Here is a 17,666-nt window from a genome sequence, read left to right as displayed (position 1 = left end):
GGCGCTGAAGAGGATCACATTGCACGACGACCGCCGTCTTACGGAAGTCCGGCTGGACCGCTTTCTGCGCGACCGCATAACCCCCGCGGTCTACCCGCGCACGGTGCCCCTGACGCTGAGCAGCTGGGACGCACCGGACGAACCAGTGCCGGCACTGGAGGCGCTGCGGCAGGAGTTTACGCCGCAGGAACACGGCGCGGCCTGGGGCCGGCCGTGGAGCACCAAATGGCTTCGGCTCCAGGGTGAAGTGCCGGACGCCTGGGGCACGTCTCCCGGCACATCCGTGGAAATCCTCGTCGACCTGGGTTTCAGCGGCGATCTCCCGGGCTTCCAGTGCGAAGGCATCGCCTGGCGGTCCGACGGGACCATCATCAAGGCGATCTCTCCGCGGAACCAGTACATCCCGCTCAAACTCCTGGGCGGCGGCATGGCCGTCGATTTCTACGTCGAAGCCGCCGCCAACCCCGACCTGTCGCAGAACTGGACATTCGCGGCCACCCCCTACGGCGACAAGGCGACGTCGGGCAGCGAGCCGAAATACCGCCTCGGCCGGATCGCCATCGCCGAGCGCAACCAGACGGTCTGGGAGTTGCAGCAGGACATCCTCGCCCTGAGCGGGCTCATGCACGAACTTCCCATGGAGCTGCCCCGCCGGCATGAGCTCCTGCGGGCGCTCGAACGCATGCTGGACATCATGGACCCCGACGACGTCGCCGGGACCGCGGCCGCCGGACGGGCTGCCCTGGCCGAAGTCCTGTCCCGGCCGGCGTATGCCTCGGCACATCAGCTCGTGGCCACAGGGCACGCCCACATCGATTCAGCGTGGCTCTGGCCCGTGCGGGAAACGATCCGCAAGTGCGCCCGGACGTTCTCCAACGCCGTCGCGCTGATGGACGAGCACCCTGATTTCGTTTTCTCGTGTTCCTCGGCCCAGCAGCTCGCCTGGATGAAGGAGTATTACCCGGAGCTCTTCGAGCGCATCCGGGACAAGGTCCGGGCCGGCCAGTTCGTACCCGTGGGCGGCATGTGGGTCGAATCAGACTCCAACATGCCCGGCGGCGAGGCCATGGCACGGCAGTTCCTCGAGGGCCAGAGCTTTTTCCTGGCCGAGTTCGGCGCCGAATGCCAGGAGGCATGGCTCCCGGACACGTTTGGGTACTCCGCCGCGCTGCCACAGATCATCAAGGCCGCGGGCAGCCGCTGGTTCCTGACCCAGAAGATCTCCTGGAACCAGGTCAACCGGATGCCGCACCACACGTTCAACTGGGAGGGAATCGACGGCACCCGCGTGTTCACCCATTTCCCGCCAGTGGACAGCTACAACTCCGACCTCAGCGCCAAGGACCTGGCCCACGCGGAACGCAACTACCGGGACCACGGACACGGAACCACTTCCCTGGTTCCGTTCGGGTACGGCGACGGCGGCGGCGGCCCCACGCGCGAGATGCTCGCCGCGGCGCAACGCACGGCTGACCTGGAAGGGTCCCCGAAAGTCCGGGTCGGCTCGGCGGCCAGCTTCTTTGACCGGGCCCAGGCCGAGTACGAGCCCCTGCCGGTCTGGGTGGGGGAGATGTACCTGGAGCTGCACCGCGGCACGTACACCAGCCAAGCCAAGACCAAGCTCGGGAACCGGCGCAGCGAGCACCTCCTGAGGGAAGCCGAACTTTGGAGTGCCACGGCGGCTGTGCGTGCCGGCCACAGCTACCCGGCTGCGGAGCTCAAACGCCTATGGCAGCTGGTCCTGCTCCAGCAGTTCCACGACATCCTGCCCGGCAGCGCCATCGCCTGGGTCCACCAGGACGCCGAACGCAATTATGCCGCCGTCGAACGGGGGCTGGAGGCGATCATCACGGATGCCACCGCCGCGGCACTGGGTTCCGGGAACCGGGAATTCCTCCTCAACGCTGCCCCGCACGAACGCCTGGGCGTGCCGGCCCTGGCCGTTGCCGAGCCGGTCCGTTCCGGTACTCCGGTGACGGTCACCGAGGCCGACGGCGGCTTCATCCTGGACAACGGCATCATCCGGGCGGTGGTGGACGCCAACGGGCTGCTGGCCTCGCTCATGGACCACGCCACCGGCCGCGAGGCGATCGCGGCCGGGGAGTCCGGCAACCTCCTGGAGATGCACCGGGACACGCCGAACGAATGGGACGCCTGGGACATCGACGCGTTCTACCGCCGGAACGTGGTCAGGCTGGTCGAGGCGCGCTCGGTGACGCTGGAGCGGGACCCCCGGGGGGAAAGCCCGAACGCCGTCGTGGTGGTGGAACGGATGGCGGGCTCCTCGGCCGTGACCCAGAGGATCGCGCTGGATGCCGGGGCCGGCTCACTCGCGATCACCACGGCCGTGGATTGGCGGGAAAGCGAAAAGCTACTCAAGCTCGGCTTTGCGCTGGACGTCAAGGCGGACCGCTCGGCGGCGGAGACGCAGTTCGGGCACGTCTTCCGCCCTACCCATCTCAATACATCCTGGGAAGCCGCGAAATTCGAGATCTGCGCCCACCGCTGGATCCACGTTGCCGAGCCCGGCTACGGGGTGGCCATCTCCAACGTGTCCAGCTACGGCCACGACGTCACCCGCAACGTCCGGGAGGACGACGGCGGAACCACCACCACGGTGCGGGTTTCCCTCCTGCGGGCACCGAAGTTCCCGGATCCCGGCGCGGACCAGGGCAGGCACGAACTGCACGTCACGATCCGGCCGGGCGCTACCATCGCCGACGCCGTCGAAGAAGGCTACCGCACCAATCTGGCCCCGCGGGTTGCACGGGGCGCCCACGGAGTGGAGCCGCTGTTCACCGTTGCGAACCCGGGGCTTGTCATTGAGGCGGTCAAACTTGCTGAGGACGGATCCGGCGACGTGATCGTCAGGCTGTACGAATCGCTGGGGGAGCGGTCTGCGGGTCGCGTCACGGCCAATTTCCCGGCCCACGGAGTGCAGGCCGTGGATCTGCTGGAACGCCCCGCTGCGGCCCCCGGGGTGGCGACCGGCCTCGATTCCGCCGAGCTCACGCTCCGGCCGTTCCAGTTGGTCACCCTCCGGTTCACGCGCTGATACCGGCAACCGGCAGGCTCCGCGACGGCCCCCAGCGCGGTCCTGGCCTCCTGCGGGCAGCGGAAAACCAGGGAAATCCCCTTAAACAGGCTGAGTGGGAGCGGTCCTTGCGGACCGCTACCACTCATCCCCCCAATGGCGTTTGGACGACTGCCTCTGCTTTGCACGGCTGACTTCCGTACGCAAAGCGGTGTCGCTTTCACACAATCATGATTCTTTCACGGTCTAATGATTTTGTGAATGGCCTACCCCTTGTTCTTACGAAATGTTGCCCTAGCGTTACCGGATTTGTTCGCAACCAGCCCGGAAACCCAGAACAGGCACAGTCCCAGGACATAACCGAGGACGGCCAGGTTGTTGACCGTCACCTGCGCTGGGATCCAGGAATCCGGGGCGAAGGAAGCAGGGAGGCCGAGGACGGCCGCCACCGCACCGAGGGATGTCAGGACGGCCCCGGCGCGCACCAACCGCGGCAATTGGCTCCGGGCGGTGGCCAGCAGGGCCGGCAGAAGGGCGAGCGAGACAAAGGCCGGATAGGTGCGGCCGGCGGCGGCATAGAACGGTGCCAGGACGGCATTGTGGCCACCGTTGTCCGCTATGCCCAACAGGCCCACCGAGGACCCGCGGGTGTCCATGAGGGCGAACGCCCCGGCCACCGCGGCACAGCTTAAGGCCAGAGCCCAGCGTCCGGCCGGGCCCGCAATGAGGCGGTAGCCGCGTTGATCTGCCAAGCCCCGGGCAATCCGCAGGCCAACCAACAGAACTGCGGCGAACACCAGGATGCGCAGGACGAGATGGGTGAGGTTCCAGCCCCCCAGAGCAGCGTCGATCGCCTCATAAGGCCCCGGCACCGAGAGGAGGCTGCACAGCGTCGCGAGAACCAGAATCCCAAAGACCATCCTGTTCCGCCCCTGGACCGCGTCCGGAACGCGGAGGAGGAGGGCCACGGAACAGATGATCAGCGTGCCCCACTGGAGGGTTGCAATCATTCCGGGTTCTCCCACATCACTTGCCGGCTCAGCGCCGAGGCACGCCGGAGAGGCTAGCTTGCTTCTTGGGGGCCCGCTGCGCAAGGGCCTTGGCCAGCCAGAACAGGACCAGCCCCAGGACCACGCAGAGCACCGCCATGTAATTGATAACGTAGCGCAGGAAGCCGAGGGGCGGCGGAATAACGGGAAACAGCAGGCTCAGGGACATGGCCACGGTACCTACCGCCAGCAGTGCCGCGCCGCACCGCACCAGGACGGAGAGGCCGCTGCGAAGTGTCCGCACCATTGCCGGAAACAGGGCCAGCATGATGAACGCCGGATAGAGCCGCCCGGCGGCACCGTAGTACTCCACCAAGGCAGCATTGCGGGCGCCTTTGGCGGCCACGGCGACCAGCCCCGCCGAGGAACCGGCCGTGTCCGTCATGAGGAAGACCACCACCACCGCGGCCGAGGCGGCTGCGGCTGCCGCGATGCCGACGGGCCCGGTGATGAGCCGGAGGGAATCATCCGCGCCAAACCCCCGGGCCATCCGCAGCCCGAGGAAGAAGACGGCGGCGAATATGACGAACCGGAGCACAAGATTGGCGACGTTCACGCCGCCCAAGGCCTGGTCGACGGCCACATACGGGGCATCAATGCTGAGCAGGATGGCCAGGGTCAGCAGCGCCAGGATGGAGAACAGGGACCGGTTCTCACCCCGAAGGGCACTCGGAACCCGGAGAAGCGTGGCGATGCCGCATACCGCCAGCGTGCCCCACTGCAGGACGCCTATCATCCGAGATTCTCCCAAATTTTCTCTGTTTGTGCTTGCTCCTGCTCCTGGCGGCGCAGCGATTTTCCGAGCGCTTGAAGCCGCTCTCCGGCGAGGGCGGTGAGTTCTCCGTCGGAGAGCGCGTCCAACGCCGTCTGTTTGGCCCCTGGCGGCCAGCCGGCCTCCTCCTCGGTTATCAAGCCGGTGGCGACGAGCCCGCCTGTGAATCCTACGCCCGCAGCCCGGGCCGTCGCGACGGCCAATTCGGGGGACAGCCTGTTGGCCGTGAGCTGGGCCGAATAGTTTTGCGGCGCCACGCCTGTGGCCGCCGAAACCCTGTGGCGCAACTCGCCGTCGTCGATCGCATCCACCCAGTTCCGCACGGACGTGGCGTGGGGGGCCGGAGTCAGATCGGGGGTCATTGAGCTGCCGTTGTCGCCATAGCCGCCGTAGGCCGGCGAGGACCGCGATATGACCGCCCGCAACAGGTCCATGGTGGCGATCTGGCTAACGAGTTCGGCGGCGCTGGGAGGCTGCTGCCGGGTGGCCAGCTCACCGTACTGGTCGAACGAGGCCAGGGCCGCCAGCGGACTCAAATCCAAGGCCCGGCTGATGCTGACCAATGTCGATTCGGCCACCTTGCCGCGCACCAGTTGCTGCGCAAGAGTGGTGCGCTTGATCCCGGAGATCCTGCAGATATCGGCGGTGCTCGCGGACGGGGCAACCTGATGAAGCCAGAGTTGGAACGCCTTTGCGGGTAGTGGCATCTAGGGCTTCCTGCGGAGTCGACGGGCAGTGTGGCTACTGGTATGCGGTGGGGCAGTGGAGGCTGGTGGTTGTGGTGTGGCGGTACATCGTGCGGAGATTTTACGTGAGGTCCTAATTCAACTATGCTAAATGGTCGAACCCGCTGGTCCGTACACCCCCCAAGTCCGGACCGGCGGGTTCTTCTATGCCCGGGTGGTTTCGGCCCGTCGCGACGGCCGGTTTCTGCCAGTCGGGACGACCCGTTTTGGCCCGCAGTGAGAGGATGAAGTAATGACTGCAACCCTTGTTGCCAAAGACCTTTCCGGCGGTCACGACCACCGCACCCTCTTCTCGAAACTCTCCCTGACGGTGGCCCCCGGTGACGTCGTCGGCGTCGTCGGTGCCAACGGTGCCGGCAAATCCACCCTGCTGCGGCTGCTGGCCGGCGTCGACGCCCCCCAGGACGGCACAGTGAGCCTGGCCCCCGCCGACGCCTTTGTGGGCTGGCTGCCGCAGGAGCACGAGCGGATTGCCGGCGAAAGCGTCGCCGGGTATATCGCCCGGCGCACGGGCTGCGCCCAGGCAACCGCAGCCATGGAATCCACCGCCGAGGCTCTCGGCTCCGGCGCCCCGGGCGCGGACGACGCCTACTCCCTCGCATTCGACCGCTGGATGGCCTCCGGCGCCGCCGACCTGGAAGACCGGATCCCGGCCGTTCTGGCGGACCTGGGACTTGAGGTGGGCCCGGACGCCGGGATGACGGGACTGTCCGGGGGCCAGGCCGCCCGCGTCGCCCTCGCAGCGCTGCTGCTCAGCCGCTTCGACATCGTGCTGCTCGACGAGCCCACCAACGACCTTGACCTCAATGGCCTGGCCAAACTGGAAGCCTTCGTGCAGGGCCTGCGCGGCGGCGTCGTCCTGGTCTCGCACGACCGCGAGTTCCTGGCCCGCTGCGTGACCACCATCGTGGAACTGGACCTGGCCCAGAATTCGGTGGCGGTGTACGACGGCGGGTACGAGTCGTTCCTGGAGGAGCGCGCCGTCGCGCGCCGCCACGCCCGTGAACGCTTCGAGGAATTCGCCGCCACCAAGGCCGACCTCGTCTCCCGGGCCCGCACGCAGCGCGAGTGGAGCTCCCAGGGCGTGCGGAATGCCATGAAGAAAAACCCGGACAATGACAAGATCCGCCGTGCGGCCAGCACCGAGTCCTCGGAAAAGCAGGGGCAGAAGGTCCGGCAGATGGAATCGCGCATTGCCCGGCTCGAAGAAGTGGACGAGCCGCGCAAGGAGTGGCAGCTGCAGTTCAGCATCGGGGCCGCGCCCCGGTCCAGCGCGGTCGTGGCCACCCTGCGCGACGCGGTCGCGCAGCAGGGCGACTTCACCCTGGGCCCGGTGAACCTGCAGCTGAACGCGGGGGAACGGATCGGGATCACCGGGCCCAACGGCGCCGGCAAGTCCACCCTGCTCCGGCTCCTGCTGGGCGTCCAGCGTCCCGACGCGGGGGACGCGTCCATGGGCGCGTCCGTGGCCGTCGGGGAGATCGACCAGGCCCGCGGGCTGCTGGCCGGCGAGCTGAAGCTGGGAGACGCCGTCGAGGCCGTGCTGACCGAGCAGACCCCGGCCGAGGTGCGGACCCTGCTGGCAAAATTCGGGCTCAAGGCCGATCACACCAGCCGTCCCGTCGACTCCCTCTCCCCGGGGGAACGGACCCGGGCCGCGCTGGCCCTGCTGCAGGCCCGGGGCGTGAACCTCCTGGTCCTGGATGAACCCACCAACCACCTGGACCTGCCCGCGATTGAACAGCTCGAGGAAGCCCTCGAGAGCTACGACGGCGCCCTGCTGCTCGTCACCCACGACCGCCGGCTGCTGGAAAACGTGCGCCTTGACGCGCGTTGGAACGTCGAAAACGGCGTCGTCACCGAACTGCACGCCGATGCCCCGAAAGGCAACACCAAATGAGCATGGACCGGGTCGCCTGGAGCTCCCTTTACAACATCACCCGCGCATCGAGCGGGTCCAAGCCGTTCTCGAAGGAGACACTCAAGCGCGTCTTCGGTTTTGCCCGGCCGTACCGCGGCAAGCTGATCGCGTTCGTGCTGCTCTCCATCGTGATGGCCGTGCTGGCCGTCGCCACCCCGGTCCTCGCCGGGCAGGTGGTTGACGAGATCATCGCCCACGCGGAAGCGTCGAAGGTGATCTGGCTGGCCGTCCTGATCGCCATCGTGGCGGTCGCCGAGGCCGGAATCGGGCTCGTGACGCGCTGGCTGTCCTCCACGATCGGCGAAGGCGTGATCGTGGATCTGCGCACCAGGGTCTTCGACCACGTCCAGAAGATGCCGATTGCCTTCTTCACCAGGACCCGCACCGGGGCCCTGGTGAGCCGGCTGAACAACGACGTCATCGGGGCGCAGTCGGCCTTCGCCGGCACACTCTCCGGCGTGGTCAGCAACGTCGTGGCCCTGGCGCTGACACTCGTGGTCATGCTCAACAAATCGTGGCTCGTGACGATCCTCGCCATGATCCTGCTGCCGATCTTCCTCATCCCGGCGCGCCGGATGGGCTCGAAACTGGCCGACCTGCGGCGCGAGGCCGCCGAGCACAACGCCTCCATGGGAACCCAGATGACCGAGCGCTTCTCCGCCCCGGGCGCCACCCTGGTCAAGCTGTTCGGCCGCCCCGACGAGGAATCCCGCGAGTTCGCCCTCCGTGCCGGCCGGGTCCGGGACATCGGCGTCCGCACCGCCATGCTGCAGTTCACCTTCGTCACGGCGCTGACGCTGGTCTCCGCCCTGGCCCTCGCCCTGGTCTACGGGCTGGGCGGCTGGCTCGCGCTCGCCGGGCAGCTGGCGGCGGGCGACGTCGTCGTCCTCGCGCTGCTGCTCACGCGCCTGTACGCGCCGCTCACGGCGCTCTCGAACGCCCGGGTGGAGATCATGAGCGCCCTGGTCAGCTTCGAGCGGGTCTTCGAGATCCTGGATCTCAAGCCGCTGATCGAGCAGAAGCCGGATGCGGTGGCCTCCCCGCGCGGCCCGCTCTCGGTCGAGTTCGACGACGTCCGCTTCGCCTACCCCTCGGCGGACAAGGTCTCGCTGGCCTCCCTGGAAGACGTGCTGACCCTGGACACCCGCGGCGGCGAGGAAGTGCTGCACGGCATCAGCTTCCGGGTGGAGCCGGGCCAGACGGTGGCCCTGGTGGGCTCCTCCGGCGCCGGCAAGTCCACCATCGCGCAACTTCTTTCCCGCCTGTACGACGTCGACTCGGGGGCCGTCCGTTTCGGCGGCACCGAGCCCGGCACCGGCGTGGACGTCCGGGACCTTACCTTTGATTCGATGCGCGAGACCCTCGGCATGGTGACGCAGGACGGTCACTTGTTCCACGAGAGCATCGCCTCCAACCTGCGCCTGGCCCGGCCCGAGGCCACCGAAGAGCAGATGTGGGACGTGCTGCGCCGCGCCCGGCTCGAGGACATGATCCGGTCCCTCCCCGACGGCCTGAACACCGTGGTGGGGGAGCGCGGCTACCGGCTCTCCGGCGGCGAACGGCAGCGCCTGACCATCGCCCGCCTGCTCATCGCCCAGCCCCGGGTGGTCATCCTCGACGAAGCCACCGCCGCGCTGGACTCCACGAACGAAGCCGCCGTCCAGGAGGCGTTGGGCGCCGCGCTGGAGGGCCGCACCGCCGTCGTGATCGCCCACCGGCTTTCCACCATCCGCGCGGCAGACGCGATCCTCGTGGTTGAGGGCGGCACGATCGTAGAGCGCGGCACCCACAGCGAGCTCCTCGCCGCCGAGGGCCGCTACGCGGAGCTGTACCGGACCCAGTTCGCCGAGGCCAGCGCGGTGGCCGAGGAGGCTGTTCCCGGCTATTAGGCCCGGGTACTGAGCCGGGAACCGGGGCGGAGTCTTAGGTCCGGGCTTCGGGCCCAGTGCCGAGCCCCGCTCCGGGCCTTCTGCCCTGGTCTCCCTGCTCTGGGCCTCCGGGGCTGCGGGCTCAGCCGGCTGCCGGTTTGGCGGACAGCGCCGGCAGCACATGGTCCGTCAGGAGAGGGGCGAGGTCGCCGGGCAGTTCGGCGGTCAGGTCCAGCCAGCGGATCTCGGCGATTTCAGCCGACGGCCGGGCACTCCAGACCCCGGGAGCGGTGAAGACGGTGGCCTCGATCTGGGTGGCCGCCTCGTTTGCGGCGTCCGCCAGCCAGCAGCCCAGCAGGTCCAGCCGGTCCGGGGCCAGCACGATCCCCACTTCCTCCTGGAGCTCGCGCGCCGCGGCCTCGGCCGCGCTCTCGCCCGCCTCCGGTTTGCCGCCGGGATGCATGAACTTGTCCGTACCGCGTTTGCGGACGGTCAGCAGGCGTCCGGAGCCATCAAAGACGCACACGGCCGAGACCACAATGCGGGGGTTCACGCGGCAGGCCTGACGCCAGGGCCCCGGGCAGGGGCCGTGCCCCCGGCCGAATCCAGCCGGCGCAGGGCCGACTCGAGCAACTGGTCCTTGGCGGGCCCGGTGACGTCCCAGCGGTAGCCGCACTCGTCCGGTCCACGCAGCGTGTACGTCACCCGGTACGTGTCGGGGTCGCACCAATGCACATCGTGGTTGGACTGCCCGGCAAATCCCATGCGGTGGAAGGGACGGCCGTCCGGGAAGTACACGTCCAGGACTGCAGGGGTGTCCGCCGGCCGCAAAGCGTATTCCCGGCTGGCGGGCCCGCTGAACGGCCCGCCGCTCAAGGACGCCCAGCGCACGGTGCCTTCTTCACGCCACTGCAGGCCGCCGTCGGGCTGATCGATGAAGCGGACGACGCCGGTGAAGGTTCCGCGGGCCCCGGTGCTTCGGTCCAGGAGCGTGCGGTCGACGGACCAGGATCCACGCAGGTAGGCGCGGAGGTCAAAGTCCGGACCCAAGTCCGGGGTTTCGTCCGGGGCAGGAATATTCAAGTGCCCTCGATTGGAATCGAACCAACGACACCGGCTTTAGGAGAGCCGTGCTCTATCCACTGAGCTACGAGGGCGGGCGTCCGGGGCCGGAAAAGGGCCGGCCCGGTCGGACACGGATATAAGCATACAAGGTGAGCACGCGTACTACGCTCTTGGCATGACTGCAGGAACAACCGAGGTGTCCGCCGAAGCCCTCTATTACCCAGACATCGCCTCGACGCAGTTCTACGTCGGAGCCCTGGCGAAGCTGAGCGTGCTGCAGTATTTCGTGGCGGAGTCGGCAGTGATCGGCGCCTGGGCGGGCGCCGAACCCTACAGCCGCCGCACCGGCTACATCAGCGACCTCGGCGCCTCGGCCTGCGGGGACTTCTCGGGCCGGGACGTCTGCTCGCCGGCGCATCTGCTGATGAACGTGTCCTTCGTGGTCCAGGGCCTCGGCATGGTCATTGGAGCGCTCTTGCTCGGATCGGCGCTCCTGGCCTGCGCCGCGCGGCGCGGCGTTCCGTCCGTGCGGGGACGGATGACGGGCCGGATCACGGGCACGGCCCGGCTGCTGACCGGCATCGCCGGGGCGGGCACCGTCATCGTGGGGCTGGTACCCGAGGACGCCGGGTCCGCTTGGCACGTGGCAGGGGCCCTGATGTATTTTGCGGCAGGTGCCGTGGCGCTTCTGGTTCTGGGCGGACTATGGCTGCGGCAGACAGCGCTGGCGTGGATCATCCTGGCCTGCGGCGCGGTGTCCCTGACGGCGCTCATAGCGGGCGGCCTGACAGGCATGCACGTCCCGGAGCCGGGCACGCTGGAGAGGTTTATGGGTTACCCCATTACGGTTGGCGTGGCCGCGGCCGGCCTCGTGATCGCCCAGCGGGTCCAGCACGAGCGGGCGCTGCGCCGGCATGCCCGGTCCTAGAAACGCCGCAGCGGGCCCGCACACGCGGGCCCGCTGAACAGCCGCCAAACGCGGGCCGCTGAACGGCCCCGCGCGCCCCCTACGGAGCCGGAGCGGAAGCCGTCGTGCTTGCCGTCGGCGCGGAGGTTGCGGTCGCCGCGGCCATGACCTTGAGCAGTTCCTCGTCACGCAGCTTGGACCACGGCGAGTCGGGCGATCCCTGCAGCGAAGCTTCGGGGCTGTCGGTCTGGGTCCACCATTTTGCTTCGAAGACCCTGCCCTCGAACAACACCCGGTCGCCCTTGCGGTATACCTTGGCCGGCTGCCAGTCCGGGGCCGTGCCAGCCGGTGCCGTGAGCTGGGGCGTCGGCCGGTCACCGGCCAGGACCGGGCCTATGATCCGCCACGGGGTCGCGGTGCCCTGGAGTACGGGGTCGTCCGGGGTGTCGGCGCGGGTCCACCACTTGGCCTCGTACACGTTCGAATGCCACACGATCCGCTCGCCGGCGGTGTAGGCGGCGGTCTCCGACCACACCGGATAAGGGCTGGTGGAGGGATCGTCGCTGACAGCCGGGGCGGGAGTCTGTCCGGCCGTGGCGGCCGGGGCGGCAGACGGGCTCGCCATCACACCGGCGCCGAGGATCGTGGCGAAGGATGAGCCGCCCTGGTCCACGCCGCTGCAGCCATCGGAAACCTTCGTAACGTCCGGGAAGTTCTGGCTGCACGTGCGGTCGCGGTTCAGGGACCACATGGACAGCCGGCCGACGCCGTGCGCGCTGGCATAGGCGCTCAGTTCTTGGGCGTCCTTGAGCGTGAAAATTTCGCCGGCGATGTCGTTCTGGCCGATCATCGGCGTCAGGCCGACCTTCCGCCACACCGTTTCGCTGCCGAGCTCGCTGCCGGCCGCCCGGTACAAGCCGGTCAGCTGCCGGTGGGTGGCTTCCGCGGCGGACACCGCGTTCTCATACATGGACCGGCCGGGCAGCTTGCTCCCGCCGTAGTCCATCGTCATGGCGTTCACGCCCGCGAGGTCGACGCCTGCGGTGATCATCCGGCTCACGGCATCCGTGCCCGCCGCCGTGAGGCCGTTGGGATCCGCCGGCAGGGTCAGCCACACGCTGAGGGTCTTGCCTTCGCGCTGGCGGTCCTGCTGGATCGCGGCGATGGCCGCCGACCGCCGTTGAAGGGCCGCGGAGTTGGACAGCGCCTCGCCTTCGACATCAAGATCGATGCTGCTGACGTTGTAGCGCGAAACGACGGCGTCATAGGCCGACTTCAGCTTGGCGGGATCCGTGCAGCTCACGGCCAGTTCCTGGTTGGTCAGCCCGCCAAAGGACACGGCCACGGTGCCGCCGAGCTGCTGGAGCCGGGCCACGCGCCGGTCCAGGTCCAGCGAGGCCGCCGCGTCGGAGAGCGAGTAGGCGGCGCCCCAGGAAGGCGTGCATGGATCCTTGGGATCGGCGACGACGAAGGACAGCACAACCTTGTCGGCCTCCTTGGAGACCGGGGCCTCGAAGGCGTACCGCGGAGTCGCGGTGACGTCCACGTATCCGGAGAATACGGACGGAATGGCCTCGGCCGCCCGGACGTCCTGGAAGTTGCCCCACGCGGCCACTCCGCCGGCGGCCGCAGCCACCACGGCGCCGATGAGCACGCCCACCCGGACTACCGATAGCTTGCGGCCTGGGAATCGATCGGACACAGCGCCCCCTATGTGCATAATGCGTAATTGGTTGACAGCCGGGATGTGCCGGCGGCCGGTATCAGCTCGTGTGATTTTCCGGGGTGTCTGATGTCCGGCAAGCGTCTGACCTTGCATTATCATAAGGGCACTCACCGGAACATCCGGTGCGGCGTGCGGGCTTTGACGTAGGTGCGCACCAATATGCCGAATTTGCAGTCTTATGGGGACTAATGCCAGATCAGCTTGTCTTGCCGCGCGTAGAAGCGGAAAGCGTCACCACCGAACAAAAGGGTGTGGTCCGGCGCCGCCAATGGGGGGCCGAAAGGCGTTCCGAACCGCTATCAATTGTTCATCCGAGGCCCTCCAGGCGCAAAATAATCCTCGGCCGGCTGGGAATTCTCACCACCCTGGGGGCCTGGGTAACGTACGTCATCTCCACCATCCTTAAAGAGCTCGCGGACAACCCGAACGCGGGCTTCAGGTTTCAGTTTGAGACGATTTCCTATCTTGTCGTCGTAACATTCCTGACATTTTCCGCCCTCATGTATCTTCTGGCCCGGCAAGGGGCCCTTTACCGGTTCCGTGACCATTCCCGGGTGCCGCGCGGCGAGCTGGACCGCCACTTCGCCGAGTACTCCGAGGGCATCACCGTCCTTGTTCCCTCCTACGCCGAGGAACCCCAGGTGGTGCGCGCCACGCTGTGGTCCGCGGCCCTACAGGAGTTCCCCGAGCTCAAAGTGGTCCTGCTCCTTGACGACCCGCCGCACCCCTCGGACCCTGCCGACCGGGCCCGGCTGGACAAGACCCGCGCGCTGACCTCGGAGATCGCCGCCGCGCTCAGTGTCCCGGCCGCCCGTTTCAACGCCGCCCTGGCCGAGTTCCGGCGCCGGGGCAAGATTTCCGGCGGGCATGAGGCGGCCGAGCTCGGCATGCTGATCGATGAATACGAGGCCGCCGCCAGATGGCTTGAAACGATGGCCGCCGCCGAAAATGTGGACGACCACGTCGACGAGTTCTTTGTCGACCTGGTCCTCATGGGCCTGGCCCGCGAGTTGAGGCTCGTACTCCTGGGCCTGAACGCAGCTTCGGTGCAGCAGGCCTCACCGCCGCGGTCCCGGATCGAGGAGCTGTATCTCCGGCTGACCTGGATCTTCAACGTCTCCACCGAGACGTTTGAACGCAAAAAGTACGCCAGCCTGTCGCACGAGGCGAACAAGGCCATGAACCTCAACGCCTACATCTCGCTGATGGGGCACACCTGGATCAAGGAAACCACCGCTGACGGCGTGGTCCTCCGCAAGGCGACGGCCGACGTCGGGCTCGCCGGGCAGGACCAGGCCATGGAGGTCCGCGACACCACGTATCTGTTGACGCTCGACGCCGACTCTCTGCTACTGCGCGACTACTGCCTCCGGCTGGTGTACTTCCTGGAATCGGCCGGCAACGAGCAGGTCGCGGTGACGCAGACGCCGTACTCTTCCTTCCGCGGCGCCCCCACCCGCATCGAGCGGGTTGCGGGAGCTACTACCGACCTCCAGCACATCCTGCACCAGGGCATGAGCTATTACGGTGCGACGTTCTGGGTGGGTGCGAACGCGGTCATCCGCAAACGCGCCCTCGAGGACATCGTGGAGGTGGAAACCAACGGGGCCTTCGAGATCCGGACCTACATCCAGGACCGTACCGTCATCGAAGACACCGAATCCAGCATCGACCTCGGCCAGCACGGCTGGACCCTGGTGAACTATCCGGAACGGCTTAGTTACAGCGCCACCCCTCCCGACTTCGGCTCCCTCGTGGTCCAGCGCCGCCGCTGGGCCAACGGCGGTCTGCTGATCCTGCCCAAACTGTGGGCCCAGCTCCTCCAGCACCGGTCCGACCGCCGCAAAATCCTGTTCCGGGAGGTGCTGCTGCGGGTGAATTACATGGCGTCCATCGCCTGGGCAAGCTTCGGCCTCGTCTTCCTCCTGGCGTACCCCTACGACAGCCGGCTGCTGAGTCCCATCGTGTTCCTCGCGGCCCTGCCGTACTTCCTGGCGATGGGCAGCGACCTGCGTGACTGCGGGCACCGCTTCAGCGATATCTTCCGGATCTACGGTTTCAACCTGGTGCTGCTGCCGGTCAACCTGGCGGGCGTGCTGAAATCGCTGCAGCAGGCCGTCACCGGCGACAAGATTCCCTTCGCCCGCACCCCCAAGGTCAAGGACCGCACCGCGGCCCCGGCCATCTACGTGCTGACGCCCTACGCGATCGTGGCCTTCTCGCTGCTCACCGTGTGGCGGGACGCGCAAGTGGGGAACTGGGGCAACGTGGCCTTCGCGTCGCTGAACGCCGTCCTGGCAGCCGGCGCGATTCGTGCCTACATCGGAGTTTTCAATTCCGCCGTCGATGTGTTCCTCGGGATGGTTAACTGGCTGTATGTCAGTCCCCGGCCCAAGAGCGTGAAGGAGACCCCCGTGATTGCCAAGACAGCCGAGGAAGTCGACTGGGAAACCATCCTCTACCACGGCGACCGCCGGCTGAACCGTGACCTCCGCGGGTCCACGGACCGCCGCCGTCGAATCGCGGTCCGATGACGGCCGAGGCCCTGGCGGGGCCCGGTGCGGACCGCGCGGACCGCGCCATCGGGGTGCGCATGCTCGACGGCGGAATCATCGAAGTCCTGCTGCCCCCGAACCACGAAATCGAAGGTCCCGAGGCACGCGTTGCGGGGGACGCCGTCCGGTCCCTCGCCGCAGGCCGGCGGGTGCCCGTGCTCCTGGTGATCACCGGCGTCGTCGGCGTCAGTGTTGAAGCCCGGCAGGTCTATACCGGGTCCATAGCGGCGACAGCGTTCGCGCTGGTAGGTGAGAGCCCGGTGGACCGGGTCATCGCCCACTATCTCCTGCGGTCCAGAAGCGAAACGATTCCGGCGCAGTTCTTCGGCTCCGCACCCGAGGCCGTTGAATGGCTAAGGCAGTATGCCCGTGAAGAGTGACGCCCCGGACCCCCGGCTGCACGCCCTCGTGGAGGGCATTGTCCGTATTGCCGGCGGCGACCTAAGCACCAGAATCCCGTCGTCCGGGGCCCGCGACGACGTCGCCGCCGTCATTGCCGGCATCAACCTGATGGCTGATGACCTGCAGACCATCTACCAGGAGCTCGAGGAGCGCGTCGAAAGCCGCACGGCCATGCTGCGCGAGGCGCAGGTGGAACTCGAGCGCATGGCACTGACCGACCCGCTGACCCAACTCGCCAACCGGACCGCACTCAATTCGGTCCTGAGCCACGCCCTGGCCGAATCCTCGCGCGGCGAGATGCCGCCGGCACTGCTGATTCTTGATCTCGATTCGTTCAAGGGCATCAACGACACCCTGGGTCACAGCGCCGGCGACGACGTCCTGCGCGTGATCGCGCGCCGGCTCCAGGACGCCGTGCGCGAGACGGACACGGTGGCGCGCCTCGGCGGCGACGAATTCGCGGTGATGCTGCCGAAGTCCAACCTGGTGCGGGCGCGCCGGGTGGCAAACAGGATCCTCAAGGCGCTCAACGAGAGCCTCGACGTCGGCGACCTCCGCATCACCTGCGGGACCAGCATCGGCCTGCGGATTGCCGAACCCGGCCAGTCCGTCGATGACCTCGTCATGGAGGCCGACACGGCCATGTACGCCGCCAAGGCCCAGCCGCACAGCAGCATCAAAGTCTTCGAGCCGGCGCTGCTGTACGCGCGGCGGCTCCAGAGCGTCATGGTCACCGAAATGCGCGAAGCGATCCGGCAGGACCAGCTGACCCTGCACTACCAGCCGGTGGTGGACCTCGCCACGGGCAGGGTGGAGGGCGTGGAGGCGCTGGTCCGCTGGAACCACCCGGAGCGCGGCCTGCTCATGCCGGACCAGTTCATTCCCCTGGCCGAGGAAACCGGCATGATCGTGGACCTGGGCCACTGGGTGCTGCGCAATGCCGTGCGTCAACTGCGGCAATGGCAGCAGGATCAGCAGGTGGACAGCACCTTCAACGTCCGCGTCAACATCTCCACCACGGAACTGCAAAACCTCGAGCTGATCGAACACGTGCGGGACATCCTCAGGGAGACCGGGGTGGACGCGTCCAACCTGATCGTGGAACTGACGGAGTCCATGGCCGTCAACGGCGGGGACGTGGACCAGTATTCGCTCAACGGCCTCCGGCGGCTGGGCGTGCAGCTTGAGATCGACGACTTCGGCACCGGCTATTCCTCCATCAGCTACCTGCGGAAGCTGCCGGTGAACGTAGTCAAGATCGACCGGAGCCTGATCAGCGGCCTGGGCGACGACGAGCAGCAGCGGGATTTTGTGGCCGCCGTGTTGCACCTGATCCACGCCTGCGGACTCAAGGCACTGGCGGAGGGGATCGAAACGCTGGAGCAGGCGGACGTGCTCCGCGAGATGGGCTGCGGCAGCGGTCAGGGCTACTATTTCGGCAGGCCCGCACCGGCGGCCGAGATCATGACGCTGATCAACAGCAGCAAAACTACATAGGACGCGCTAGCGGGGCCGTTGGAGTCTCCGGCCCAATAGCCGTTGCTGGCGCTGGCCGAGGGTTAAACAACGACGGTGGGTGTTGGAATCACTTCCGACACCCACCGCCAGTCAATGCAGTCTC

At 67.6% G+C, this 17,666-nt stretch carries 13 protein-coding genes and 1 tRNA gene; 7 read left to right on the top strand and 7 right to left on the bottom strand.

Annotated features, from left to right (window positions below; genetic code table 11):
- Positions 1-19 precede the first annotated feature (19 nt).
- Complete coding sequence (locus C8D78_RS17300; RefSeq protein WP_120955107.1) at positions 20-3,055, top strand: alpha-mannosidase; 3,036 nt, start codon at positions 20-22, stop codon at positions 3,053-3,055.
- A 245-nt stretch (positions 3,056-3,300) separates the two neighbouring features.
- Here C8D78_RS17300 and C8D78_RS17295 read toward each other — a convergent pair whose 3' ends face one another.
- Genes C8D78_RS17295 through C8D78_RS17285 form a run of 3 tightly spaced genes read right to left on the bottom strand, consistent with a single transcriptional unit; the run spans position 3,301 to position 5,562 of the window.
- On the bottom strand, positions 3,301-4,044 hold the full coding sequence (locus C8D78_RS17295) for a hypothetical protein (protein ID WP_120955106.1): 744 nt from the start codon (positions 4,042-4,044) through the stop codon (positions 3,301-3,303).
- Between the two features lie 28 nt (positions 4,045-4,072).
- A complete protein-coding gene (locus tag C8D78_RS17290; protein ID WP_120955105.1) occupies positions 4,073-4,819 on the bottom strand; it encodes a hypothetical protein in 747 nt (248 codons plus the stop codon).
- Entirely contained in the window at positions 4,816-5,562 is a 747-nt protein-coding gene (locus C8D78_RS17285; protein ID WP_120955104.1) for a hypothetical protein, read from the bottom strand. Before C8D78_RS17285 ends, C8D78_RS17290 begins: the two co-directional genes overlap by 4 nt.
- Before the next feature lie 271 nt (positions 5,563-5,833).
- Here C8D78_RS17285 and C8D78_RS17280 point away from each other — a divergent pair, with 271 nt between their 5' ends.
- Positions 5,834-7,501: an ABC-F family ATP-binding cassette domain-containing protein gene (locus C8D78_RS17280; RefSeq protein ID WP_120955103.1), complete on the top strand. Its 1,668-nt coding sequence runs from the start codon at positions 5,834-5,836 to the stop codon at positions 7,499-7,501.
- On the top strand, positions 7,498-9,411 hold the full coding sequence (locus tag C8D78_RS17275; protein ID WP_120955102.1) for an ABC transporter ATP-binding protein: 1,914 nt from the start codon (positions 7,498-7,500) through the stop codon (positions 9,409-9,411). The genes C8D78_RS17280 and C8D78_RS17275 overlap by 4 nt, the downstream gene beginning before the upstream one ends.
- Positions 9,412-9,532: 121 nt before the next feature.
- Here the strand turns inward: C8D78_RS17275 and C8D78_RS17270 are convergent, their stop codons facing one another.
- The 3 genes from C8D78_RS17270 to C8D78_RS17260 form a co-directional block, all read right to left on the bottom strand.
- On the bottom strand, positions 9,533-9,943 hold the full coding sequence (locus tag C8D78_RS17270; protein WP_120955101.1) for an NUDIX hydrolase: 411 nt from the start codon (positions 9,941-9,943) through the stop codon (positions 9,533-9,535).
- Complete coding sequence (locus tag C8D78_RS17265) at positions 9,940-10,473, bottom strand: DUF6314 family protein (RefSeq protein ID WP_120955100.1); 534 nt, start codon at positions 10,471-10,473, stop codon at positions 9,940-9,942. The genes C8D78_RS17270 and C8D78_RS17265 overlap by 4 nt, the downstream gene beginning before the upstream one ends.
- Before the next feature lies 1 nt (position 10,474).
- Positions 10,475-10,547, bottom strand: a tRNA-Arg gene (locus tag C8D78_RS17260).
- Positions 10,548-10,630: 83 nt separating this feature from the next.
- Between C8D78_RS17260 and C8D78_RS17255 the strand changes: the two genes are divergently transcribed.
- The gene (locus C8D78_RS17255; RefSeq protein ID WP_120955099.1) at positions 10,631-11,383 is read left to right on the top strand and encodes a DUF998 domain-containing protein; all 753 of its coding nucleotides are present in this window, start codon (positions 10,631-10,633) and stop codon (positions 11,381-11,383) included.
- Positions 11,384-11,462: 79 nt separating this feature from the next.
- On the opposite strand, the gene C8D78_RS17250 is transcribed toward C8D78_RS17255, so the two are convergent.
- Positions 11,463-13,064, bottom strand: coding sequence for a chitinase (locus C8D78_RS17250; RefSeq protein WP_244208462.1), 1,602 nt, complete (start codon positions 13,062-13,064; stop codon positions 11,463-11,465).
- A 212-nt stretch (positions 13,065-13,276) separates the two neighbouring features.
- Between C8D78_RS17250 and C8D78_RS17245 the strand changes: the two genes are divergently transcribed.
- The 3 genes from C8D78_RS17245 to C8D78_RS17235 are packed head-to-tail and all read left to right on the top strand — an operon-like array spanning position 13,277 to position 17,542.
- Positions 13,277-15,622 carry a glycosyltransferase family 2 protein gene (locus C8D78_RS17245; RefSeq protein WP_425266717.1) on the top strand — a complete coding sequence of 782 codons (2,346 nt, stop codon included), beginning with the start codon at positions 13,277-13,279 and terminating at the stop codon, positions 15,620-15,622.
- Positions 15,619-16,023, top strand: coding sequence for a DUF7793 family protein (locus tag C8D78_RS17240; protein WP_120955097.1), 405 nt, complete (start codon positions 15,619-15,621; stop codon positions 16,021-16,023). Before C8D78_RS17245 ends, C8D78_RS17240 begins: the two co-directional genes overlap by 4 nt.
- On the top strand, positions 16,013-17,542 hold the full coding sequence (locus tag C8D78_RS17235) for a putative bifunctional diguanylate cyclase/phosphodiesterase (protein WP_120955191.1): 1,530 nt from the start codon (positions 16,013-16,015) through the stop codon (positions 17,540-17,542). Before C8D78_RS17240 ends, C8D78_RS17235 begins: the two co-directional genes overlap by 11 nt.
- The last annotated feature ends 124 nt before the right edge of the window (positions 17,543-17,666 follow it).

It is taken from the genome of Arthrobacter oryzae (assembly GCF_003634095.1).
Classification (GTDB): Bacteria; Actinomycetota; Actinomycetes; order Actinomycetales; family Micrococcaceae; genus Arthrobacter; species Arthrobacter oryzae.
Note: the sequence above shows the minus strand (reverse complement) of the source record. Positions and strands in the feature narration are given on the sequence as shown.